At 49.1% G+C, this 22961-nt stretch carries 23 protein-coding genes and 1 tRNA gene; 16 read left to right on the forward strand and 8 right to left on the reverse strand.

What is annotated here, in order from left to right; translation table 11 throughout:
* Positions 1-108 precede the first annotated feature (108 nt).
* The 10 genes from pyrC (at position 109) to QM529_01775 (ending at position 9595) form a co-directional block, all read left to right on the forward strand.
* Positions 109-1221 (forward strand): dihydroorotase, encoded by a 1113-nt coding sequence (gene pyrC, locus QM529_01730; GenBank protein MDI9313384.1) that lies wholly within the window; start codon positions 109-111, stop codon positions 1219-1221.
* Between the two features lie 4 nt (positions 1222-1225).
* A complete protein-coding gene (locus QM529_01735; GenBank protein ID MDI9313385.1) occupies positions 1226-2164 on the forward strand; it encodes a methyltransferase domain-containing protein in 939 nt (312 codons plus the stop codon).
* 23 nt (positions 2165-2187) lie between these two features.
* Complete coding sequence (locus QM529_01740; GenBank protein ID MDI9313386.1) at positions 2188-3702, forward strand: lytic murein transglycosylase; 1515 nt, start codon at positions 2188-2190, stop codon at positions 3700-3702.
* 22 nt (positions 3703-3724) lie between these two features.
* A complete protein-coding gene (gene tyrS, locus QM529_01745; protein MDI9313387.1) occupies positions 3725-4963 on the forward strand; it encodes a tyrosine--tRNA ligase in 1239 nt (412 codons plus the stop codon).
* 45 nt (positions 4964-5008) lie between these two features.
* Positions 5009-5641 (forward strand): hypothetical protein, encoded by a 633-nt coding sequence (locus QM529_01750; protein MDI9313388.1) that lies wholly within the window; start codon positions 5009-5011, stop codon positions 5639-5641.
* 38 nt (positions 5642-5679) lie between these two features.
* The gene (locus tag QM529_01755; protein ID MDI9313389.1) at positions 5680-6369 is read left to right on the forward strand and encodes a hypothetical protein; all 690 of its coding nucleotides are present in this window, start codon (positions 5680-5682) and stop codon (positions 6367-6369) included.
* 80 nt (positions 6370-6449) lie between these two features.
* Positions 6450-6524 (forward strand) — tRNA-Met (locus tag QM529_01760).
* 419 nt (positions 6525-6943) lie between these two features.
* Positions 6944-7765 carry an MBL fold metallo-hydrolase gene (locus QM529_01765; protein MDI9313390.1) on the forward strand — a complete coding sequence of 274 codons (822 nt, stop codon included), beginning with the start codon at positions 6944-6946 and terminating at the stop codon, positions 7763-7765.
* A 60-nt stretch (positions 7766-7825) separates the two neighbouring features.
* Positions 7826-8683 (forward strand): ankyrin repeat domain-containing protein, encoded by an 858-nt coding sequence (locus QM529_01770; protein ID MDI9313391.1) that lies wholly within the window; start codon positions 7826-7828, stop codon positions 8681-8683.
* Between the two features lie 57 nt (positions 8684-8740).
* A complete protein-coding gene (locus tag QM529_01775; protein MDI9313392.1) occupies positions 8741-9595 on the forward strand; it encodes an ankyrin repeat domain-containing protein in 855 nt (284 codons plus the stop codon).
* Positions 9596-9644: 49 nt separating this feature from the next.
* On the opposite strand, the gene QM529_01780 is transcribed toward QM529_01775, so the two are convergent.
* The 7 genes from QM529_01780 to ppdK form a co-directional block, all read right to left on the reverse strand.
* The gene (locus tag QM529_01780) at positions 9645-10181 is read right to left on the reverse strand and encodes a phospholipase D-like domain-containing protein (GenBank protein MDI9313393.1); all 537 of its coding nucleotides are present in this window, start codon (positions 10179-10181) and stop codon (positions 9645-9647) included.
* 62 nt (positions 10182-10243) lie between these two features.
* Positions 10244-11350 carry a DegT/DnrJ/EryC1/StrS family aminotransferase gene (locus QM529_01785; GenBank protein ID MDI9313394.1) on the reverse strand — a complete coding sequence of 369 codons (1107 nt, stop codon included), beginning with the start codon at positions 11348-11350 and terminating at the stop codon, positions 10244-10246.
* A 2-nt stretch (positions 11351-11352) separates the two neighbouring features.
* Positions 11353-11781: an FdtA/QdtA family cupin domain-containing protein gene (locus QM529_01790; GenBank protein MDI9313395.1), complete on the reverse strand. Its 429-nt coding sequence runs from the start codon at positions 11779-11781 to the stop codon at positions 11353-11355.
* 3 nt (positions 11782-11784) lie between these two features.
* On the reverse strand, positions 11785-12765 hold the full coding sequence (locus QM529_01795) for a glycosyltransferase family 2 protein (GenBank protein ID MDI9313396.1): 981 nt from the start codon (positions 12763-12765) through the stop codon (positions 11785-11787).
* 6 nt (positions 12766-12771) lie between these two features.
* Positions 12772-13659, reverse strand: a complete 888-nt coding sequence (gene rfbA, locus QM529_01800) for a glucose-1-phosphate thymidylyltransferase RfbA (GenBank protein ID MDI9313397.1) — start codon at positions 13657-13659, stop codon at positions 12772-12774.
* 26 nt (positions 13660-13685) lie between these two features.
* On the reverse strand, positions 13686-14762 hold the full coding sequence (gene rfbB / locus QM529_01805) for a dTDP-glucose 4,6-dehydratase (GenBank protein MDI9313398.1): 1077 nt from the start codon (positions 14760-14762) through the stop codon (positions 13686-13688).
* 23 nt (positions 14763-14785) lie between these two features.
* Positions 14786-17500, reverse strand: a complete 2715-nt coding sequence (ppdK, locus tag QM529_01810; GenBank protein MDI9313399.1) for a pyruvate, phosphate dikinase — start codon at positions 17498-17500, stop codon at positions 14786-14788.
* 187 nt (positions 17501-17687) lie between these two features.
* Here ppdK and QM529_01815 point away from each other — a divergent pair, with 187 nt between their 5' ends.
* From QM529_01815 to gap, 6 genes are all read left to right on the forward strand, one after another.
* Positions 17688-18332 carry a methylated-DNA--[protein]-cysteine S-methyltransferase gene (locus QM529_01815; protein MDI9313400.1) on the forward strand — a complete coding sequence of 215 codons (645 nt, stop codon included), beginning with the start codon at positions 17688-17690 and terminating at the stop codon, positions 18330-18332.
* Positions 18333-18421: 89 nt separating this feature from the next.
* Positions 18422-19312, forward strand: a complete 891-nt coding sequence (panB, locus tag QM529_01820; protein MDI9313401.1) for a 3-methyl-2-oxobutanoate hydroxymethyltransferase — start codon at positions 18422-18424, stop codon at positions 19310-19312.
* A 21-nt stretch (positions 19313-19333) separates the two neighbouring features.
* Complete coding sequence (panC, locus tag QM529_01825) at positions 19334-20176, forward strand: pantoate--beta-alanine ligase (protein MDI9313402.1); 843 nt, start codon at positions 19334-19336, stop codon at positions 20174-20176.
* Positions 20177-20282: 106 nt separating this feature from the next.
* Positions 20283-20642, forward strand: coding sequence for an HIT domain-containing protein (locus QM529_01830; GenBank protein MDI9313403.1), 360 nt, complete (start codon positions 20283-20285; stop codon positions 20640-20642).
* A 15-nt stretch (positions 20643-20657) separates the two neighbouring features.
* The gene (gene pgsA / locus QM529_01835) at positions 20658-21281 is read left to right on the forward strand and encodes a CDP-diacylglycerol--glycerol-3-phosphate 3-phosphatidyltransferase (GenBank protein ID MDI9313404.1); all 624 of its coding nucleotides are present in this window, start codon (positions 20658-20660) and stop codon (positions 21279-21281) included.
* Positions 21278-22300, forward strand: coding sequence for a type I glyceraldehyde-3-phosphate dehydrogenase (gene gap / locus QM529_01840; protein MDI9313405.1), 1023 nt, complete (start codon positions 21278-21280; stop codon positions 22298-22300). Before pgsA ends, gap begins: the two co-directional genes overlap by 4 nt.
* Positions 22301-22306: 6 nt before the next feature.
* On the opposite strand, the gene QM529_01845 is transcribed toward gap, so the two are convergent.
* On the reverse strand, positions 22307-22834 hold the full coding sequence (locus tag QM529_01845) for an ankyrin repeat domain-containing protein (protein MDI9313406.1): 528 nt from the start codon (positions 22832-22834) through the stop codon (positions 22307-22309).
* Positions 22835-22961 lie beyond the last annotated feature (127 nt).

Genomic DNA, 22961 nt, shown 5'->3' on the forward strand with positions numbered 1-22961 from the left:
GGGTTTGCGAATCGGGCATAGGGTAATAGCAAAACCATCGGTAGCCATCGGTGCTTTGCCGTTGAATATATCGCCCTAACCTTACCTATTTTTGCCACCATAATCATAATGCCCAAAACGATTCTTACCATTACCCGGCCGGATGATTTCCACCTGCACCTGCGGCAAAATAACATGGCGCAGGGGGATGTGTTGGCCTCGGTCTTGCCATTTTCATCAGCGCAATTTGCCCGCGCCACCATCATGCCCAACCTGACGCCACCGGTTACCAACGGCGACATGGCGGTTGATTATAAAAAATCCATCGAACAAAATTTATCGACCAAAAATAACGCCGGTGACTTCACGCCGTTGATGACGCTTTATTTGCACCACGCCATGGATGCGGAAAAAATTGCCGCCGATTACCACGCCAAAAAATTCTTCGCCATAAAATACTACCCGAAAGGGGCAACCACCAACAGCGACCAAGGCATCGGCGATATCGAAACCATGACGCCGATATTGCAGATGATGGCGCGGGAGAACATCCCCCTGCTTATCCATGGTGAATATGTCGGCCGTGACAAAAACAATCGCGCGGTCGATATTTTTGACCGCGAGGCGATATTTATCGACACCATTTTATCATGGTTGTTGGAAAAATTTCCGGCATTGAAAATTTCGCTCGAACATATCACCACGCGCCGCGCGGTGGCGTTTTTAAAAAACGCCGGCAATAATCTGGGCGCGACCATTACCGCACATCATCTGTTGGTTAATCGCAATGACATGTTTCGCACCAAGCTTAACGGCGATTATAAGGCCGGCCTGAACCCGCACCATTATTGCCTGCCGGTGGCCAAGCGCGAGGAAGACCGCGAGGCCTTGCTCGATTTGGCGACATCGGGGTTTGCGCGGGTTTATGGCGGCACCGACAGCGCACCGCACCCCAAAAATGAAAAAGAAAGCCCCTGCGGTTGCGCCGGTGTTTTTTCCGCGCCGGTCGCGGTCGAATCCTACGCCATGGCATTCGACCAGGTAAAAAAATTATCCGCGCTCGAAAATTTTTTAAGCAACAATGGCGCGGCATTTTTTGGCCTGCCGAAAAACCAGGGCAAACTTGCGCTGGTCGAGGAAGATTGGCAAGTGGCAAAAGAGGTAAAAATCCTTAACGGCCCGCAGGTCATGGTGCCGTTCATGGCGGGCGAGGGTTTGGCGTGGAAGGCGATGATGCTGTAAAACCATGGGACGCCGCGCACCAACCATAAACCTTACCGCTCCGCCATTGCCGGCGGGCATGGAAAAATTTTTGGCGGCGATTGAAACCACCGTGCGCCACGACGCGCCCGATTTGCTGGCGGCATTCTTGGTGCATAAGAAAGAGGCCGAGGCGGCACGGGCGTGGTTGGATAATGACCTGCAACAATTGCGGCGCGGCGCAAGGTTGTTGGAAATTGGTGCTGGTGTTTTTTTGCTGGCCTGCCAATTACAGGCCGAGGGCTTCCAGGTGGTGGCGGTCGAACCACTCGCCCCGGCCTATGGTAAAAACGCGACCTTGCAAAAAATTATTTTGGCCCATGCGAAAAAAAACAATATATCGCCGACGATTAAAAATTGTTTTATCGAAGATTACAAAGATAAAAAAGAAAAAGATTTTGATTTTGCCTATGCAATTAATGTGATGTTTCAGGTGCCGCTGGTGCCCGCGCTGGTTAATATCATTCGCCTGTTAAAACCGCTTGGCCGTTTTCATTTTATTTCCACCAATTACAGCTTCCCCTACGAGCCCGATTTTCATATCCCCAATTTGTTGTCAAAAAAATTAACCGAAAAGGTTTTTTATAAAAAAATATTTTTATCCAATGCCTTAATCCATAAGAAGGAGGTCAGCGATGCAAAAGATTATTGGCAACGTTTAAATTGGATAAGCCCGCGCAAAATAAAAAAAATCCTCCACCAACAGCGCAAATCTGGCGCGTTGGCGCAAGCTTCGTTCGACCGCCAGCAAATTATAAAAAGCCTGTCGCGCGTTTTTTATGACCAAGAATTTGTGGCGCGCCATGGCCGATTGGTGGTCGGGGTTATTAAGTTGCTTTTTGTAACCCGCGCGATGTTTCTTTTTTCTTACTTGCCTGCCTCGTGGCATCCTGTTATTGATTGCACCATTATCAAAAGGGCATGAAGCCACCGATAACATATCGTCAAATGAAAAAGAAATTCACCATTTTATTGTCAACTGGTTTGCGTTGCAACCGCCTATTGGCCATGGTTGTTGTCGGGGCGGTGGCGATGTTGCCATCGGCCAGGTTGTTTGCCGATAATAAAAACCCGGCGGCCAGCCAAGCGGTAACAAAACAGCAGCAAAAAAAATCCTCGAAATCCACCGCGCAACCCGCGCCAAAAAACGATAGCACCACTGGCAACGTCGCCGCCCCATCAAGCACGCCCGCCAAACCGGCCGCAGGCGATAATGCCGCGCCATCGCCCAGCCAAGGCAGTGGCAATGATGCAAGCAAGGACGCAACCAAGGACGCAGGCAATGATGCCGCTAAGGATGCCGCCGGCTTCGCCGATTTTTTAAAAACCGTGGCGGTGCGTGCCAAAACCGAGGGCGTCCAGCCGGCGACGATTAACAATTATCTTTTAATATTAAAAAAACCCCTGGCCAGCAGTATCGCCAAGGATAGGGCGCAGGGCGAATTTATTTTGAGCTTCCGCACCTATTACAGCCGCACGGTCACGGCCGAGCGCATCGCCACCGCCAAGCAATATGCCATCAAATACGGCGATATATTCGACGCCGTGGAAAAAAAATACGGCGTGCCGCGCGAGGTTATTTTGGCTTTTTGGAGTTTGGAAAGCACGTTCGGCCAGAACATGGGCAGAACGCCGGCTATTTTAAGCTTAGCAACATTGGCTTACGAGGGGCGACGCCGCGAATTTTTTACCAGCGAATTAATCGCGGCGTTAAAAATTATCGACCAAAACCACTTCCAATCATTTTTTGTTAAAGCTGGTTTTTTAAGCTCCTGGGCCGGCGCACTGGGCCAGGTGCAATTCATGCCCTCGACCTATTTGAAATACGCGGTCGACGGCGACGGCAATGGCGTGCGCGACCTGTGGAACAACCCGGCCGATATTATTTTTTCGACCGCCAATTTTGTCTCGCAATTGGGTTGGAATGAGAAAGATTCCTGGGGGCAGGTGGTCACGGTGCCAAGCAATTTTCTCTACCGCGACATCAATGACAAAAACAAACGCTCGTTCCACTATTGGCGGTCGCTTGGTGTGCGCGACCTTAATGGCAATTTGATAAGCGACCATTTTTTTTATCAGGGCACAATATTAGTGCCAATGTCGGCGCAGGGTCCGATTTTTTTGGTCGAGGATAATTTTTTTGTGATTAAGAAATGGAACAACTCCAATTTCTTCGCCCTGTCGATTGGCTTGCTCGCCGATTCTATCGCCGGCAATGCCAGCGCGCAATTAACCATCAACCCCAATATCCCCGATTGGCAAACCGATGATGTCATCGCCATGCAATATGCCTTGCAACAATTGGGGTTGTTGGATAAAAACAAAATGCCCGATGGCGTGATAGGGCCCGACACGCGCCAAGCGATTCAACAATACCAAGACAGCCATGGCATGGTGGCCGATGGTTACCCGAGCCGCGATTTTTTCACTGTGCTCCGCAACGACGCCGCCCTGCAACCCTAATATCATTTTTTAAAAACAAAATATGTCATCGGTTAAATCGGAATTCCTGCATCGCCTTACCAGCCGTGGTTTTTTGCACCAGGCAACCGACTTGGCGGGGTTAGATGATTTGTTGCAAAAAAATAAAAACCAAGTCGGTTATATTGGTTTTGACGCCACCGCCGATTCGTTGCATGTCGGGTCGTTGATAGCGATTATGATGTTGCGCCATTTGCAATTATCGGGCGGGCGGCCGTTGGTGTTGATGGGCGGCGGCACCAGCCTGGTCGGCGACCCATCGGGCAAGGACGAGGCGCGGCAAATCCTGACCCCCGAGGCCATCAACAACAACATCGTCGGCATCAAAAAAATTTTTTCCGCCTATATCGATTTTACCGCCGACCGCGCCATGATGCTGAACAACGCCGATTGGTTGACCGATTTATCCTACATTGATATGTTGCGCGATATCGGCAAGCATTTTTCGGTGAATAAAATGTTGCAGATGGAATCGGTGCGTCTGCGGTTAAGCCGCGAACAGAACCTGTCGTTTTTGGAATTTAATTACATGGTTCTGCAATCTTATGATTTCATGGTGTTGAATAAAAATCATGGTTGCCTGTTGCAAATGGGCGGTTCCGACCAATGGGGCAATATCGTCATGGGGATAGATTTGACCAGGCGGGTCAATGGGTCGGCGGTGTTCGGCCTGACCGCGCCATTGTTGACCACGGCGTCGGGCGCAAAAATGGGCAAAACCGCGGCCGGCGCGGTGTGGCTGAATAAGGAAAAATTATCGCCCTATGATTTTTGGCAATTTTGGCGCAATGTCGAGGACGCCGATGTTGGCCGCTTCTTAAAACTTTTTACCGACCTGCCGCTTGACGATATTGCCAAGTTGGAAAAATTGCAGGGCGCGGAATTGAACGAGGCAAAAAAAACCCTGGCCGATGAGGTCACCAAATTATGCCATGGCGCGGACGCCCAGGCCCAGGCCGCCGCCACCGCCGCCAATGTTTTTCAAGGCGCGGGGAGCGATGACAATTTGCCAAGCATCACCATCGGCGCGAAAACCGGCTTGCTGGACATTATCAAACAATTTGGCTTTGCCGATAGCAATTCGGAGGCACGACGTTTGGTCGAACAGGGCGGGGTAAAATTAAACGACGCGGCCGTTGCCGACCCATTTGCCAGCATCGACCAGGAATTTTTTGCCGGCAAACCACATATAAAATTGTCGGTGGGTAAAAAACGCCATGGCTTGATAAAATGGCAAAAATAAGCTATAATGGGTAACAATCATTTCCCCCCCGTCCCCTGTGAATAAATGACCGACGAAAAAAAAAATTCTAACATTTTTGTTGCGCCAAACGGCCGTCCCAGCAATCGCGGTGGCCAGGAATCGGGCGTTGCCAGTGTAAAAAAGGGCGATGGCCAGGACGGCGACGAAGATTCCGGTCGCGAATTTATAACTTTGTTAAATGTTAGTTACGACACGCGGGAGGATCGCCTGACGCTGAAAATTGCGACCAACCAAGCGCGCGAATTTTGTTTTTGGATAACGCAACGGCTTTACAAAAAAATGGCCGACATGTTTGAAAATATCGAACGCCAGGTGTTGGTCAACCCCCGGGTGCCATTGGCCAAGCAGGACGAGGCACGGGCGTTTCAAAAAGAAAACACCCTGGCCAAGCAAAATTTTGACGTTCATTACCCGAACAAGGAAGAATTGGTAAGGATATTTGGCGACCAACCATTGTTGGTGGATAAGGTCGAGGCGGTTTTCAACAACGAATTTGTGCAATTCACCGTGTCATCGTCAGAGATGCAGGCCACCCTGCCGCTTCACCAGGAAACGGTCACGGCGTTGCGCCATTTGATGGATTCGGCGGCCGACCGTGGCGATTGGTTAAGCCTGGAAGAACAAAAAGAAAAAGTCGAACCGCGCATTTTAAATTAAGGGTATCGCATTTTCTGCGCAAGGATAAGTAAGTGCTTATGTCGCCGATTAATCCAATTGCTTTGTTTTTATCATTAATTGGTGCTATTACGGGCTCGATAGCAATGGTGGGCTCATTTGCAAAGCCGTATGAAACAAAAATCTCTTTTACAATTTTTGAGCATGCAATTACTCAAAATTATATTATTTGGGTTATTTATTTTATAGTTATGCTATTTGTAGCTAGTATTTGTATTTGTTGGTATAAAAAAATAAATCAAAAATATTTTATAAAAACATCGCTTGATGAGAGAGGTTTAAGCTTTGATAAATTGCAGAATCTGCAAAATGTTATTGATTGGTATAAAAGCCCTTATGAAACTTATGGACAAGAAAACAGTGAACACATGCCAAAGTATGGCGCTACTTTATTAAGAAGAGACTATACGAACCAGCAAGACGCAGCACTTAATGTTTATAAAAATATAGTTAATTTTACAACAGATAGAAACAATAAAAAGAACTACAATAAAAATATTTATAAATATATTTCTGCCATTCAAGATATTTTTTGCACCCGACCTATTGAAGTTGGCGACCCCGACAGCAAGAGACAAATAGATGCAAATACAACGAGCCAAGATACGGTTAGAAGGGCTTTTATTGCTTTAAAGAATGAGGAGCATTTACAAGAAGCTGATAAAAAGTTTAAGGATTGCATTAATGAAATTAAGATTATTATCTCATAAAACAAGGATATTTATAAAAATGTTATAACTTGACTTTTAACCCCGCCTTTCATAATAACAACCAACAGAAAAAATTCTTTGGCGGATTAGCTCAGCGGTAGAGCGCGGGAATCATAATCCTAAGGTCGGGGGTTCAAATCCCTCATCCGCTACCAACAACGTGGAATTTTGCATCATTAATTTATGTTGCGATATGCTTGACGCATATCGCGGGTCGGGGGTTCAAATCCCTCATCCGCTACCAAGACTTCCGCTACGCGGGGAATCAGAGGCTACCGCAGTTGAGCAAAAGTGAGATAGTGTTTATCTGAAGCGGATGGCAGAATAAAAGGCGGGATAGGGCTTATCTGAAGCGTTAAGCGGATGGCAGAATAAAAGGCGGGATAGTTTTTATCTCTCACCCATTTATCCGCTACGATTTATGCGTTTCCACTAAGGACAATTTGTTAGCCCTATCGCTTCGCTGTTTGAGGGCAAGATGCTACCGCCGTTGAGCAAAGGGGCGATAATGTTGCCCCATGCTTAATAAACCGCGATATAGATTTTATTGCCCGACTCGCCTATAAAAAAAACCATGAAGATTATTGTCTTGGGGTCGGGCACGTCGTCGGGGGTGCCCAATCTTGCCTTTGGCTGGGGCGATTGCGACCCCCATAACCCAAAAAACAACCGCACCCGTTGTTCGCTGTATATTCAAAACGGCGATGATAAAATATTAATCGACACCGGCCCCGACCTGCGCCATCAATTGTTGCGCGAACATATCACCGACATATCGGCGGTGTTATTCACCCACGACCACGCCGACCATTGCCATGGCGTCGACGATTTACGCCCATTGATGTTGCAACGCGGCCAGGCGATTCCGGCATTTTTTACCCACGAATGTTTTGCCAAGATTTATAAAAAATTCGACTATGTTTTTCCGCGCCAAAAAACCATGGCGCAAAATTCGCCCGCCGATAAGCCAGCAGGCGATATATCGATTTTTTACCCACCGCTGTTGTCGCCCAATATTATCGGTTACGGCAAAAAATTCATGGTCGGCAAAACGGAAATCATTGCCTTTCAACAACAACATGGGTTGGGCATTTCCACCGGTTTTCGCATCGGCGATTTTGCCTACTCGACCGATGTATCGGGGCTGGACGATGCGGCCTTCGCCACCCTGGCCGGTGTGAAAACATGGGTGGTCGATGCCTTGCAAATAAAACCACACGGCAGTCACAGCAACCTCGCCAACACCCTGTCTTGGGTGGCGCGGGTGCGGCCGGAACGTGCCTTCCTTACCCATTTAAGCATTTTCATGGACCAGGAAAAAATCACCGCGCAATGTGCCACCCTCGGCTTTCCCCATGTCATGCCGCTTTACGACGGGCAGGTTTTGGCATTATAATTTTTTTTTATAATTGACTCGTTATTGCAATTTTTACTATAATTATTGCATAGCGAAGAAATGGTGAAAAAAATTGTCCGGTTATTTTTCATGTTGTTGGGGGTGGCAACATACGCACCACGGGTTATGGCCGCGCCGATAGATAATTTTATTCAGGCAATAAAATTGCGCGATGGCAATAAAATCCAATCCTTCATTACCGCCGACAAATCGATAGTTAGCCAAGCCAACCCAAATGGCGTAACGCCATTGATAGTCGCCAGCGGCATGGGGCAAATCGACGTCGATAAATTATTAATAAAAAATGGTGCCGACGTTAACCAACCCGACCGCAATGGCCGCACGCCGTTGATGTATGCCGCCACCAATGGGCAAACCGCCGTGGTGGAATTGTTAATTGGGTCGGGGGCACGCGTTAACCAACCCGACCATCGTGGCGCAAACGCCCTGATACTGGCCAGTGCCAGCGGATTAAGCCAATTGGCCACGGTGCAATCCCTAATAAAACATGGCGGGCGGGTTGACATGGCCGATAAAGACGGCAACACCGCATTGATATTCGCCAGCCTGGCCGGGCAAACCGCCATCGTGCAAAGCTTGATACAACATGGTGCGCGGGTCAACCAATCGGCGATTGTCGGCACCACACCGTTGATGGTGGCGGCATTGGCGGGGCGGGCCGATGTCGCCAAATTATTATTAAAAAATGGCGCAAATGTTAACCAAGCCAACAAAGCCGGCGACACGCCGTTGATGTTGGCCAGCATGAAGGGGCAAACCGCCGTCGCCGCATTGTTAATAAAAAATGGCGCAAATGTTAACCAATATGGCGCGGGCAATGCCACGGCATTAACCATGGCGCAACAGGCCAAGCAACCGGAAATAATTGCCCTCCTTGAAAAACACGGCGCGAAGTAAAACTTTGGTTTTTTTTTAGAATTGACGAATTATTACAATTTTGACTATAGTCGCAGAATGATGAAGAAAATTGCCCTATTATTTTTTATGTTGCTTGGCCTGGCCACGCACGCCACCGCCGCACCAATAGACGATTTGATTCAGGCGATAAAATCAAATGATATTAACAAGGTGCGATCGATGATTGCCGCCAACAAATCGTTGGTTAATCAAGGCGACAAGAATGGTTGGACAGCTTTAATATATGCGAGTGGAAATGGACAAGTTGATATGGCTGAATTATTACTAAAAAATAGTGCGGATGTTAATCAAGCCACTAAAGATGGCGCAACTGCTGGCGCAACCGCTTTGATGATTGCGAGCATGGAAGGACAAGTTGATATGGCTGAATTATTACTAAAAAATAGTGCGGATGTTAATCAAGCCACTAAAGATGGCTTAACAGCTTTGATGCTGGCGAGTGAATCTGGATTGACAGCTATAGCAAAAATTTTAATAAAATATGATGCCAATGTTAATCAAGCGGACAAAAAAGGCGACACCGCTCTAATATATGCGATATCGAATGGGAAAATAGATATAGTAAAACTTTTAATAAAAAATGGCGCGAATGTTAATCAAGCGGGCAAAGATGGAAGGACAGCATTGACGGTGGCGAGCGGTCAAGGACAAACCGCCATCGCGGCGTTATTAATAAAGAAGGGGGCAAATGTTAATCAATATGGTGAGGGTGGCATAACAGCCTTGATGGTGGCGAGTGTTTATGGGCAAGTATCAGTAGCTGAATTATTATTAAAAAATGGCGCAAATATAAATCAATATGGCGAGGGTGGTGTAACGGCATTAAGTATTGCTCAAACCAAAAAACAATGGGAAATGATAGCCCTTCTCGAAAAACACGGCGCGAAATAATTGCTAGTGGCAACAAGTTTGGTTCTATGGCCATGCCCAATATACTAAACTAGCGGGATTCAAACCACGCGTCAGATTTTTCTTTGGTGTTTTCGGTCCATAATTTGTTAAAATTTCGTTGATAGGCGTCGGCCACCGGTTGGTTGTCGGTTATGAAAACGCAATTTTCGGCGTTGTGTTTGCTGGCGCTTTCGGTGAAATTAAACGACCCGGTCATTATTTTTTTGTCGTCCACCACCACATATTTGTTATGTTGAATGCGGTGCACGCTGTGCACGCGAATATCAACCCCGGCATTGTGCAATTGTTTGACGCGCGAATTTTTTCCGCTGGCCTGTAACTTATCGGCCAAAATACGCAAATGAATTTTGTTGCGGTCAACCGCCAACAGCGCGTTGGTTATTTTTTCATTATTCAGGGCATAGGCCGCCACGTCGACGCTGGCCCGCGCCGACGCCACCATCGCCACCAACCGATTTTCGCAATCGGTCGACGGCGAAAAAAACGGCACAACATCGGCCGCGCCGCGATGATACGGCGCAAAACACAACAGCACGAAGAAAAACAACTTTCCCCAACTCTTCATCCCTTAATTGTAATAAGATTCTTTATACTTGCAAGTAGAAAAAAGCTTTATTTTTTCTATTCTCAGCCATTAAATTCCTTCACCGCCGTAATCACCGCCGCAATGTCGCCCTCGGGCATGAATGGGTAAATCGGCAGGCTGATAACCTCGCCCTGCAACATTTCGGCAATGGGGAAATCGCCAATTTTATAGCCCAAGTTTTTGTAAGCCGATTGCAAATGTGGCGCGATAGGGTAATGAATCAACGTGCCAATGTTGGCCCGCGTCAAATGTTGTTGCAATTTATCGCGCTGGCCATTTTTCACCCGCACGACAAATAAATGCCACACCGCGTCGGCACCATCAATAACCCGTGGCAAAATAATTGTTTCGCAATGTTGCAATTCGGCCAAATAACGCGCCGCAATTTTTTTGCGTTGGTCATTCCATTCGTCCAGGTGTGGCAATTTCGCCAACAAAAACGCCGCCTGCAATTCATCCAACCGCGAATTGTAACCCTGCAATTCATTGACATATTTTATTTCCGACCCATAATTGCGGAGCATCCTCACACGGCGCGCCACAGCCTCGTCATTGGTGGTGACCACGCCGCCATCGCCCAATGCGCCTAAGTTTTTCCCCGGGTAAAGGCTTATTCCCGCCGCGTCGCCCAACGCGCCAACGCGGCGGCCGCGATAAATTGCACCCTGCGCCTGCGCGCCATCCTCGATGACTTTCAATCCATGTTGTTGGGCGATGGTGTTTATCTCATCCATCGCGCATGGTTGGCCATATAAATGCACTGCCATAATCGCGCGGGTTTTTTTGGTTATCGCCTGTTCAATTTTTTTGGCGTCGATATTGTGGGTCGCGGCGTCGGGTTCAACCGGTATCGGCGTTGCGCCGCTGTATGAAACCGCCAGCCAACTGGCGATGTAGGTGTTGCTCGGCACAATAACCTCGTCGCCGTCGCCAATCCCCATGGCGCGCAAAATTAAATGCAAAGCCTCCAACCCATTGCCAACCCCGATGGCGTGGTTAACGCCGCAATAATCGGCGAATGATTTTTCAAACGCCTGCAATTCCTTGCCCAACACCAATATGCCCGATTGCAACACGCGGGTCAGGGCGGCCTGCAATTGTTTTTCAACCTGCTGGTGCTGGGGTTTTAAATTTAAAAAATCGACCATGGTTACGCGCCTTGCTTAGCCGATGTTTTTACCGCGGTTAAAAATTCCGGGTGGTGGCGAATATAATCGTCCGCGTCATATAATTGGTCGGTCAGCACCAAACAAACCGCGCCTTGCGAAAAACCATCCAGCCGCGACCATATCATCGCCGGCACATATAACCCAACATCGGGTTTATCCAAGGTTATTTTTTTTGTCGCTTGGCCATCATCCAGCATAATATCGAACGAACCATGAATGGCAATAAAAAATTGCTTTGCACGTTTATGCGCATGGTCGCCACGGGTTGCGCCATTTGCAATATCGTAAAGATAAAAAATTCGGGCGATGGCGAATGGCACGTGATTGTTTTCCTCGACAAAGGACAATGAACCGCGCTCATCGTCTACCCGTGGCAGGTTAACCAATTTGCATAATTCCAACATCATCATTGCCTATTCGTAAAAATCTTTTATCACCGCCGACGGGCGTTTGTTGGTTTCGTCAAATACTCGCCAAATATATTCGCCGATAATGCCCAGCATCAATATCACCAGCCCGAGCAAAAATGCCACCATCGCAAACAACGACGCATAACCCGGCACCACCTGCGCGCCGGAAAATCGGTCAACCACGGCATAGATGCCAAAACCAAAACTGGCGGCGGCGACCAACAGCCCAAGCAAAGACATCAGGCGAATCGGCTTGGCCGAATAGCCAAGAAAAATATCCAAAAAGGCGATGAGTTTTTTGCCGAACGTCCATTTTGATTTGCCGTATTTTCGGGCAACGCGGTCGTAATAAATAACCTTTGGCGTGAAACCAAGCCAGTGCGATAAAATGGCGGCAAAAAAACTTTTACTGCCCTGCTGAAAAAATGGCAGAAAAACCTTATCCATCAATGCCATGTCGAATCCGCCCTTTGGAAAATTTTTTACCACCAGCATGCGCAACAACCAATAATAAAACCCCGACAGCAATTTGCTGATAAACGGGTCTTGGCGTGACCGCCGCACCGCAATGACATATCGCTCGCCGCGCAACCACCATTCGACCATCTCGACAATCAATTGCGGCGGGTCTTGCAAATCGGCGGCCAGCGATAAAAAACAATCGCCGGTCACAAATTTTGACGCTTCCTTGGTCGCGGCCATCTCGCCAAAATTACGGCTCAGGTCGATAATTTTGGTGGCGGGGCGGGTTTTTTTGAATGATAATAATTTTTCCAACGAATTATCTTGCGACCCATCATTGACGAACAACAATTCTAACCCCACATCATCGGCGGCGATTTTTTTTTCAACATCTTTTAAGGCGGCAAACAAATCGGTCAGGCTCCCCGCATTTTCATAAACCGGCACAATCACCGACAGAATTTTTTTGCCGGCCTTGCGACGCGCATTTCTTGCGGATGATGGTAAAGATGCTTTTGTCATGTCGTCTTAACGTCCGGTGGTTAAAATACGTCTTAGATATTGCCCGTAATCATTTTTTGCCAATGGCTTGGCCAGGGCTTCCAATTGCTGGTCGTTTATCCATTGTTGCCGCCACGCAATTTCCTCGGGGCAGGCAATTTTTAACCCCTGACGATTTTCGATGGTGGCGACAAATTGCGCCGCGGCGATAAGCGCATCGGGCGTGCCGGTGTCAAGCCATGCCTGGCCGCGCCCCAACAATTCAACCGACAATTTTTCATCGCGCAAATAATCATTGTTCAAATCGGTAATTTCCAATTCGCCGCGCGGCGATGGTTTTATTTTTTTGGCGCGCGCCGATGCCGTTGCGTCGTAAAAATATAATCCGGTAACCGCATAGTTTGATTTCGGCGCGGTCGGTTTTTCAACCAGGCTTAGCACGCGGTTGTTTTTGTCAAATTCGACAACGCCGTAATCTGACGGGTTGGTCACGTGATAGGCAAAAACCGACGCGCCATCTTGCTTTGCATTGGCGCGCAATAAAATATCCGACATGTCATTGCCATAAAAAACATTGTCGCCCAGGATTAAAGCCGATGGCGCGCCGGCCAAAAAATCCTCGGCCAAAATCAAGGCCTCGGCCAGGCCGTTGGGCGTCGCCTGCACCTTATAATGAAAATCCATGCCCCATTGTTGGCCGTCTGATAACAATTGGCCAAAGCGCGGCGTGTCCTCGGGGGTGGAGATTATCATCACCTCGCGAATGCCGGCCAGCATCAAAACGCTTAAAGGATAATAAATCATCGGCTTATCATATATCGGCAACAATTGTTTCGACATGGCGCGCGTCATGGGGTAAAGGCGCGTGCCCGACCCGCCCGCCAAAATAATACCTTTTCTTTTTTTATCACTCATGATTTATTTTACCCGCTATCAATTTTTTATGGTTGGCGCGCGCCGTAATTTTTTTTCAGCCAATCCTGATAATCGCCACTCACCACACGCTTCACCCAATCTTGGTTTTGCAAATACCAGGCGACGGTTAATGCCAAGCCTTTTTCTATATCAAGCATCGGCTTAAAACCCAAGGTTTTTCCTATCTTTGCGATATTCATGCCATAACGAAAATCGTGACCCGGGCGGTCTTTGACATAGGTCAATTGCGCGTGGTAGCTATTTTTTTTCGGTTGTAATTTATCCAGCAGGTCGGCGATGAGCTTGGCAAGCGATAAATTATCGCATTCGCCATTGCCGCCGATGCCGTAAACCTCCCCCACCTTGCCCGCCGCCAATATCATCATCAATGCCCGCGCATGGTCGCCGACAAACAACCAATCACGAATATTTTCGCCCTTGCCATAAATCGGCATCGCCTCACCGCTCAGGCCGCGCGTAATCATCAGCGGGATAAATTTTTCTGGAAATTGATAGTGCCCATAATTGTTGGTGCAATTGCCGATGATGGTCGGCAAGCCATAGGTATGGTGGTAGGCCCGCACCAAATGATCCGCCCCAGCCTTTGACGCGGCATAGGGGCTATTGGGGCGATAGGGGCTGGCTTCATCGAACGGCGCGTCATTTTTTTCGAGCGAGCCAAAAACCTCATCGGTCGAAATATGCAAAAAACGAAATTGCGATTTTTCTTGCGCCGGCAAATTTTGCCAATAACCATGGCAAGATTTTAACAATTGCGCGGTGCCGACAATGTTGGTGGTGATAAAATCATCGGGCGATAAAATCGACCGGTCAACGTGGCTTTCGGCGGCGAAATGCACCACGGCGTCAATATGTTCGGTTTGCAAAATCTTTGTCACCAATTGTTCATCGCCGATATCGCCGCGTTGAAAAACATAACGCGGGTCGTTGGCAATCGGTAACAGATTATCCAAATTGCCGGCATAGGTTAATTTATCAAGGTTCACCAAACGCTCGACAGGTAAAATATTTTGCGCCGCCAAAACATCGCGGACGAAGCAACTGCCGATAAAGCCGGCCCCGCCAGTTACCAAAATTCTCATTTTTGCAATCTACCAAAAAATAATTATTTCTTCAACCGCACGTTTTTGCCGTCGCGCTTCGCCATTTTTTCGGCGATAACCGCCCGCGCCGCCGTCAGGCGCGCTATCGGCACGCGATAGGGCGAACAAGAAACATAATCCAACCCGATGGCGTGGCAAAATATAATCGACGCCGGGTCGCCGCCATGTTCGCCGCAAATCCCCAGTTTTAAATCCTTGCGGGTTTTGCGGCCGCGTTCCTTGGCGATTTGCATCAATTCACCAACCCCGATGGTGTCGAGCGTTGCGAAGGGGTCATGTTCCAAAATTCCCTTTTGTTCGTAATGGTCCAAAAAATTACTGGAATCATCGCGCGACAGGCCGAATGTCGTCTGGGTTAAATCGTTGGTGCCAAAGCTAAAAAATTCGGCACGCTTGGCAATTTCGCCAGCAATCAATGCGGCGCGCGGCAATTCTATCATCGTGCCGATTTTGTAACTTAATTTTATGCCCTGTTGTTGCATTACAATCGCCGCCTCGCGGTCGATAATATCGGCCAGTTTTGTCAATTCCAATTCTAAGCCCACCAGGGGAATCATCACCTCGCAGGCGACCAATTTTTTGGTGTTGGCAAACACCGCCGCCGCCGCCGAAAATATGGCGCGTGCCTGCATCTCGCAAATTTCGGGATAGGAGTTCAATAATCGGCAACCGCGATGGCCAAGCATCGGGTTCGATTCGTGCAACTCCTCGACGCGTTTTTGAATCCGCTCGACCGACAGGCCCAAGCTATCGGCCAGTTCTTGGCAATCGGCGGGCTCTTTCGGTAAAAATTCATGAAGCGGCGGGTCAAGCAACCTTATCGTTACCGGCGTGCCGGCCATGATGGTAAAAATATCGATAAAATCTTGGCGTTGCATCGGTTCGATTTTGGCCAGGGCGCGGCGGCGGTCTTCCTCCGAATCGGCCAAAATCATTTCGCGCACCGCGCGAATGCGCGATGGTTCAAAAAACATATGTTCGGTGCGGCACAGGCCAATCCCCTCCGCGCCAAATTTGCGCGCGGTGCGGCAATCCTCCGGCGTGTCGGCGTTGGTGCGCACGTTCAATCGCCGCACCTCATCGGCCCAGGTCATGACGGTGCCGAAATCGCCGCTGATGCTTGGCTCGATGGTGGTTAATTTGCCGGCAAAAACCTCACCGGTCGACCCATCGATAGCGACATAATCCCCCTTGCGCAATGTTACGCCGCGCGCCGTCATCGTGCCCTGCTCAACATTTATCGAAAGTTCAGACGCGCCAACCACGCAGGCACGACCCATGCCGCGTGCCACCACCGCGGCGTGCGATGTCATGCCGCCGCGCGCGGTGATAATACCGGCCGCGGCGTTCATGCCATGCACATCTTTGGGCGATGTTTCGACCCGCGCCAACATAACGGTTTTGCCCTCGTCCGCCCATTGCAAGGCGTCATCGGCGGTGAAAACCAATTGCCCCGACGCCGCGCCCGGGCTACCCGGCAGGCCCTTTGAAAAAATCTTTTTTTCAGCATTGGGGTCGATGATGGGGTGCAATACCTGGTCGAGCGTGCTGGGTTCTATTTTCATCAAGGCCTCTTCTTTGGTTAAGAGCCCCTCGGCCACCCAATCACAGACAATTTTTAACGCCGCGGCGGTCGAACGTTTGCCGTTGCGGGTTTGCAACATGAATAATTTGTTGCGTTGCACGGTGAATTCCATGTCCTGCATGTCGCGGTAATGTTTTTCCAACAGGTCGCGGATTCGGCATAGTTCCTTGTAAGCTATCGGCATCGCCTCCTCCATCGATGGTTTTTCATCGCCACGCGTCAGGCGTGATTTTTTCGTCAGGGCCTGCGGCGTTCTTATCCCCGCCACCACATCCTCGCCCTGGGCATTGACCAAAAATTCGCCGTAAAAAATATTTTCGCCGGTCGATGGGTCGCGGGTAAAGGCCACACCGGTCGCGCAATCATTGCCCATGTTGCCAAACACCATCGATTGCACATTGACCGCGGTGCCCCAGCCCTCGGGGTAATTATAAAGTTTGCGATAAACGATAGCGCGGTGCGACATCCAACTTTCGAACACCGCGGCGATTGCGCCCCATAATTGTTCCTCGGGGTTTTGTGGGAAGTCGTGGCCGGTATGTGTTTTGACCACCGATTTAAAATCGACGATAACTTTTTGCCAATCTTGCTCGGCCAATTCGGAATCATATTGCACGTTTTTTAAATTACGCGCCGCCTCGACAATATTATCAAAATGCTCCTCGGCCACGTTCAACACCACCTCGCCATACATTTGAATGAATCGGCGATAACTATCAAACGCAAACCGGCCATCGTTGGTTTTGTTTTTTAACCCCAGCACCGATGTATCATTCAGCCCCAGGTTCAACACCGTGTCCATCATCCCGGGCATCGACACCCGCGCCCCCGACCGCACCGACACCAACAATGGGTTATCGCTCGAGCCAAATTCATAACCGGTGATTTTTTCCAACCGCGCCATGGCAAGGCGAATGTCTTTTTTTAAAGCTTCGGGTAATTTTTTGCCGTCCTTGTAATAATCATTGCAAACCTCGGTCGTGATGGTAAAACCCGGCGGCACCGGCAGGCCAAGGTTGCACATCTCGGCCAGGTTGGCGCCCTTACCGCCCAGCAGGTTTTTATCAGTCGACTGGCCGTCGGCCTTGCCCTCTTGAAAAAAATAAATCGATTTTTTTGGTTTTGTTGCCATGGGTTGGTCAGGTTTTGTTGGCAAGTTTTTTTGTTGGGGGGTGAGAATATAATTAAAAGTTGTCCAACACCTGTAATGAAAAACGCCTAGCTTTTCAACCACAAAAAAATGAAGCTTTATTAAGAAAAAGCGAATTTTTTGGCTTGTCGATGCGGGGAATCGTTCTATAATGAAATAAATTTTTGTCATGCCAACAGCAAGTTTTTTATCCCCCGCCAGCCACCGCACCCAGCATGGCACACACCAATCCATCGCCCGTGCGGCAAACAATATGACAAGCAACATCACCATCGACACCAACCCTGTTGTTACGGGCGAGGTTTTATATGGCCGATTATCCATCACGATAGCGCACAGCATAATGCCGGCGGCGGTTATGACCTGCGGCCAACAATTGTTGGCACTGGAATTTATCGATGGTGATTCTGATAATGACATTACCCCAACATATGATAATTGGTTGCGGCGTTTTTCCCTGCGCAAGGAACAATGCCGAGCCATGACCGCGCCCGAAACAAAACATTGGCAAGCACAATTGCAATCATGGCAAAGGGGCGATGCCACGCCCAACCTGCGCCTTATCGGCACCGCATTTCAACAACGGGTGTGGCGCGCGTTGTTCGCGGTGGGTTATGGTCAAACCATTTCTTATTTTGATTTGGCCAAAAAAATCGACAGCCACCATCGCGCGGTCGCCAAAAACGGCGTTGGCCGCAACCCGATATGTTATTTTGTGCCATGCCATCGCGTGGTGGCAAAAAACGGCGGCATTGGCGGTTACGGCGGCGGGTTAAATATAAAAATAAAACTATTGCAGGCCGAGCAATCATAGCCGGCAACCTTGCCATAACCCTGCCAGCAATCTGATTGAAAAACACCCGCCGGTTGGTGTATGATATGCTTGGCCCCTATAGCAAATGTATGAAATTGCTATGGCCGTCTTCGCTAATCAATTTTTTATTTTTTACCACCTTGCCCGCCAATACCATCCCCGCATTACAAGCCATGAAGGGGCGCGAAAAAATCGTCGTCCTGTCGCTTTACACCCACCCGATGGCCGCCCTATGCGCGCCCGCCACCGATGTCTTGTTGGTCGGGGATTCGCTCGGCATGGTGCTTTATGGCTTTGACAGCACCCTGCCGGTCACGCTCGAGATGATGATAAGACACGGCCAAGCGGTGCGTGCGGGCGCGCCAGAATCCTTGGTGGTGATTGACATGCCGTTTGGCACGGTCGAAAAAACCACGCCCGAGGCAATCGCCAATTGCCGCCGCGTGATGCAGGAAACCACCGCCCATGACCCGGCCGGCCAAGAATTAAAAGTCGCTGGTGTGAAAATCGAGGGCGGCAAGGAAATGGCCGAGACCATCGGCGGTGTGGTGTCGGCCGGCATTCCGGTAATGGGGCATGTCGGGTTGTTGCCGCAACGCGCCAAGCAACTCGGCGGGTTCAAGGCGCAGGGCATCGATAAAAAAGATTGGCCACGGATTATCGACGACGCCCTTGCCGTCGAACGCGCCGGCGCATTCGCAATAGTGGTCGAGGCGGTGGCGGCCGGCCTGGGACGTGAAATAACCAACGCGGTAAAAATTCCCACCATCGGCATCGGGGCGGGGGCCGATTGCGACGGGCAAGTTTTGGTGGCCGACGACATGCTCGGCATTACCTACCACCAACGCAAAAAACCCAGGTTCGTGCGGCAATTTGCCACGCTTGATAAAACAATTCAAACCGCGACCAGCGATTTCGCGCAAGCGGTTAAAAATGGCGATTTCCCACGGGACGAAGAAACCTACAAAGAAAAAAACTAAAAAAAAATTGCAAAGAAAAACATGACGCCAACCATCATCACCAGCATCACCGCCATGCGCGAATTTATCGCTGGCGAAAAAAAATTGGGTAAAAAAATTGGCTTCGTGCCGACCATGGGGGCGTTGCACGACGGGCATTTGTCGTTGGTAAAAACCGCCAAAGAAAAAAGCGACCTGGTGGTGGCGTCAATTTTTGTTAACCCCAAACAATTTTCGGCCAGCGAGGATATCGAACGTTACCCGCGCCCCTTGGCCGACGACATTGCCAAATTAACCACCATGGCGGTGCCGGTGATTTACACCCCCAGCCCGGCCGATATTTACCCCGCCGATTTTTCAACCACGGTGGCGGTGCCGTCGCTCGCCAATATATTATGCGGCGCAATACGCCCCGGGCATTTTGACGGCGTTGCCCTTATCGTTACCAAATTGTTTTTGCAAACCATGCCCGACGTCGCGGTGTTCGGTGAAAAAGATTATCAACAATTGATGATTATAAAAAAATTGGCGCAGGATTTAAATTTCCCCATCACCATCATCGGCGCGGCAACGGTGCGCCACAATGACGGCTTGGCCATGTCATCGCGCAATCAATATCTAACCGCCGACGAACGTGCCATCGCGCCCTTGCTGTTTAAAACATTGCAGGCCACCGCCCAAAAATTATTGGCGGCGGCTGATGCGCGCGCTGTTTTCGCTGATGCAACAAACGATTTATTGGCCGGCGGTTTTCACAAAATCGATTATTTGGAATGGCGCACCGCCGATAATTTATCGCCGGCCCATGACGCGCGGCAACCAAGCCGTTTGTTGGTGGCGGCGCATTTGGGTCGGGCGCGGCTGATTGACAATATCGCGGTGTGATAAAAAATCAAAAATGCGCCACCAGCAAAACAAGATTGAAATCATTGCTTGTTTTTGCTAGGCAACAAGCTGTAACATTATGACGCCGATGACGCCCATGAATTCAATGACGAATTATGACAACAACAATATCTTTGCCAAAATTTTGCGCGGGGAAATCCCTTGTAAAAAATTTGCCGACAACGCGGTCGCCTTGGCCTTTCACGATATTCACCCGCGAAAAAAAATTCATCTTTTGGTTATCCCCAAGGGTGACTATGTTTCCTTTTCTGATTTCACACGCCACGCCACGCCCGACGAACAGGTTGGGTTTTGGGCATTGGTCGAAAAAATTACCGCCGACAGCGGCGTCGATAAAACCGGCTATCGCATTATCACCAACCATGGGGCGCATGGCCACCAGGAGGTTCCCCATTTCCACATCCACCTATTGGGTGGCGAATCAACCGGCCCCCTTACCAATTAACACCAACCATTAAACATGTTTATCGAACGCCGCTATTGGCCAAATTTACTAACCCTATATCGCATTTTGGCGGTGCCGCTTTTTGCCTACTGCTGGTCATTCCAAACCGCTTTTTACGATTGGGTCAACCTTGGCATCTACGCCTTGGCCGGCCTGTCCGATTATTTGGATGGTTGGTTGGCGCGGCGCGACAAACGGGTCAGTAATTTTGGCCGCATGCTCGACCCGATATCGGATAAAATAATGGTGATGGCGGTGCTGTTGCTGATGGTCGCCGATAAAACAATCTACGGCATTAATTTAATTCCCGCCATGTTGATTTTGATAAGGGAGGTTGGGGTTTCCGGCATGCGCGAATTTTTGTCAGAAATTAATATCAAAATGCCGGTCAGCAAATTGGCAAAATGGAAAACCACGGCGCAGATGATTTCGCTCGGGTTTTTGATTGTCCACCTCGACCAACTTTTTGGTTTGCCGATACGCGCCATCGGCATTGTGTTGTTGTGGGGCGCGGCGGCCTTGACGTTGATAACCGGCTATGACTATTTGAAAAAGGCTTGGCCGCACATCAGCCTTGACCCGCTGAAAGAAAAACCAGCCAAAAAAATAAATAAAAAACGGAGAAAAAAAACCGCATGACCAATATCGCCATCAACGGGTTTGGCCGCATCGGCCGGCTGATGCTTCGCGCCCTGGTGAAGCACCCTGATTTTAACAAAAAAATAAAGCTGGTCGCCATCAACAGCCCGGGCGCGGCGGCGGCCATGGCGCATCTGTTCAAATATGATTCGGCGCACGGCATCTACCCTGGCGCGGTCACCGCGACCGACGATGGTTTGGATATTGGTTTTGGCCGCATCGCCTACAGCCAAATCAAGGACCCCAAAGAAATTGATTGGCAAAAATTGGGGGTCGATATTGTGCTGGAATGTTCGGGCAAATTTAACGACCGAGAAAAGGCCGCGGTGCATTTGACCTCGGGCGCGAAAAAAGTTCTGGTGTCGGCCCCGTCAAAGGGTGCGGATAAAACCATCGTCTACGGCGTCAACCACGATATATTAACGGCGGCCGATAAAATTGTGTCGGCGGCGTCCTGCACCACCAATTGCCTCGCGCCGATTGCAAAAATTTTGGAGGATAAGGTCGGCATCCAAAATGGCTTCATGACCACCATCCACGCCTACACCGGCGACCAAAATATTGTTGATAGCAGTCATAAGGACCTGCGCCGCGCCCGCGCCGCCGCAACATCGATGATTCCCACCTCGACCGGTGCCGCCAAATCGATTGGCGAGGTCATTCCCAGTTTGAAGGGCAAGCTGGATGGCGCGTCGATGCGCGTGCCGACGGTCAATGTGTCCTGCGTCGATTTGGTGGCGGTGTTAAAAACCGCGGTCAGCACCAGTGAACTTCATGGCTTCTTCACCGCCGCCGAAACGGGTGCGCTGAAAAATATTCTCACCACCACCAACCTGCCGCTGGTGTCGATTGATTTCAACGGCATGGCCGCCAGCGGTTGCGTCGATTTGTTGGAAACATCGGCGCGCGCCAAATCGGGCGAAAAAAGCACGTTGGTGCGGGTGTTGTCATGGTATGACAACGAAATGGGTTTTTCTCACCGCATGGTCGACGTCCTGCTAAAAATGGCGGCGTTGTAAAAATTTTTATACTGCTCCATGCTGTTCTAAAACTTCTGCGATTTTAGAATGCCTAAAATCTTTGGCTAGACGCAGAGCTGTGGAGCCATTCTTATCTGTGTGATTGACCTTGGCACCATTTTTTAATAACAATATAATAATATCAATATTTCCTTTAAAACTTGCTAGCATTAAACAGCTTCCGCCATTGTTGTCGGGTTGATTAACATCCGCGCCATTTTTTAATAACAACCTAACGATTTCAACAAACCCTTCATCGATAGCATACATTAAAGCCGTCCAGCCATCTAAAATCTCTGCTTGATTAACATCTGCCCCTTTATTTAAAAATAATTGAACAACATCGGCATGCCCGAACTTACTGGCATACATTAAAGTTGTATGGTCGGATAAATCTACTTGGTTAATATTCTTAATACCCTCTAATATCCTTTTAACTTCATCCCTATCATTTTCTTCTATCGCTATAGAAATGTCAGCAAGAATTGATACAGTGGAAACACATTCGGAATCGTAATCTTCTGTTACTGACATATTGGCCTCTCTTTATATCATTATATGCTTTTTTTATGTGATGAATATGTTTAAAACGCCCTATGGCTTCACCCACTCATTGGCCCATTTTAAAAAAATATCGTTTTCGTCTTTGGTGCCAACGGTA

The organism is Hydrotalea sp. (assembly GCA_030054115.1).
Taxonomy (GTDB): Bacteria; Pseudomonadota; Alphaproteobacteria; order JASGCL01; family JASGCL01; genus JASGCL01.

Bases quoted from the DNA above. Each gene is read 5' to 3' on its own strand.
- pyrC (MDI9313384.1), top strand. From the start codon at position 109: ATGCCCAAAACGATTCTTACCATTACCCGGCCGGATGATTTCCACCTG.
- QM529_01735 (MDI9313385.1), top strand. From the start codon at position 1,226: ATGGGACGCCGCGCACCAACCATAAACCTTACCGCTCCGCCATTGCCG.
- QM529_01740 (MDI9313386.1), top strand. From the start codon at position 2,188: ATGAAAAAGAAATTCACCATTTTATTGTCAACTGGTTTGCGTTGCAAC.
- tyrS (MDI9313387.1), top strand. From the start codon at position 3,725: ATGTCATCGGTTAAATCGGAATTCCTGCATCGCCTTACCAGCCGTGGT.
- QM529_01750 (MDI9313388.1), top strand. From the start codon at position 5,009: ATGACCGACGAAAAAAAAAATTCTAACATTTTTGTTGCGCCAAACGGC.
- QM529_01755 (MDI9313389.1), top strand. From the start codon at position 5,680: ATGTCGCCGATTAATCCAATTGCTTTGTTTTTATCATTAATTGGTGCT.
- QM529_01765 (MDI9313390.1), top strand. From the start codon at position 6,944: ATGAAGATTATTGTCTTGGGGTCGGGCACGTCGTCGGGGGTGCCCAAT.
- QM529_01770 (MDI9313391.1), top strand. From the start codon at position 7,826: ATGGTGAAAAAAATTGTCCGGTTATTTTTCATGTTGTTGGGGGTGGCA.
- QM529_01775 (MDI9313392.1), top strand. From the start codon at position 8,741: ATGATGAAGAAAATTGCCCTATTATTTTTTATGTTGCTTGGCCTGGCC.
- QM529_01780 (MDI9313393.1), bottom strand. From the start codon at position 10,181: ATGAAGAGTTGGGGAAAGTTGTTTTTCTTCGTGCTGTTGTGTTTTGCG.
- QM529_01785 (MDI9313394.1), bottom strand. From the start codon at position 11,350: ATGGTCGATTTTTTAAATTTAAAACCCCAGCACCAGCAGGTTGAAAAA.
- QM529_01790 (MDI9313395.1), bottom strand. From the start codon at position 11,781: ATGATGATGTTGGAATTATGCAAATTGGTTAACCTGCCACGGGTAGAC.
- QM529_01795 (MDI9313396.1), bottom strand. From the start codon at position 12,765: ATGACAAAAGCATCTTTACCATCATCCGCAAGAAATGCGCGTCGCAAG.
- rfbA (MDI9313397.1), bottom strand. From the start codon at position 13,659: ATGAGTGATAAAAAAAGAAAAGGTATTATTTTGGCGGGCGGGTCGGGC.
- rfbB (MDI9313398.1), bottom strand. From the start codon at position 14,762: ATGAGAATTTTGGTAACTGGCGGGGCCGGCTTTATCGGCAGTTGCTTC.
- ppdK (MDI9313399.1), bottom strand. From the start codon at position 17,500: ATGGCAACAAAACCAAAAAAATCGATTTATTTTTTTCAAGAGGGCAAG.
- QM529_01815 (MDI9313400.1), top strand. From the start codon at position 17,688: ATGCCAACAGCAAGTTTTTTATCCCCCGCCAGCCACCGCACCCAGCAT.
- panB (MDI9313401.1), top strand. From the start codon at position 18,422: ATGAAATTGCTATGGCCGTCTTCGCTAATCAATTTTTTATTTTTTACC.
- panC (MDI9313402.1), top strand. From the start codon at position 19,334: ATGACGCCAACCATCATCACCAGCATCACCGCCATGCGCGAATTTATC.
- QM529_01830 (MDI9313403.1), top strand. From the start codon at position 20,283: ATGACGAATTATGACAACAACAATATCTTTGCCAAAATTTTGCGCGGG.
- pgsA (MDI9313404.1), top strand. From the start codon at position 20,658: ATGTTTATCGAACGCCGCTATTGGCCAAATTTACTAACCCTATATCGC.
- gap (MDI9313405.1), top strand. From the start codon at position 21,278: ATGACCAATATCGCCATCAACGGGTTTGGCCGCATCGGCCGGCTGATG.
- QM529_01845 (MDI9313406.1), bottom strand. From the start codon at position 22,834: ATGTCAGTAACAGAAGATTACGATTCCGAATGTGTTTCCACTGTATCA.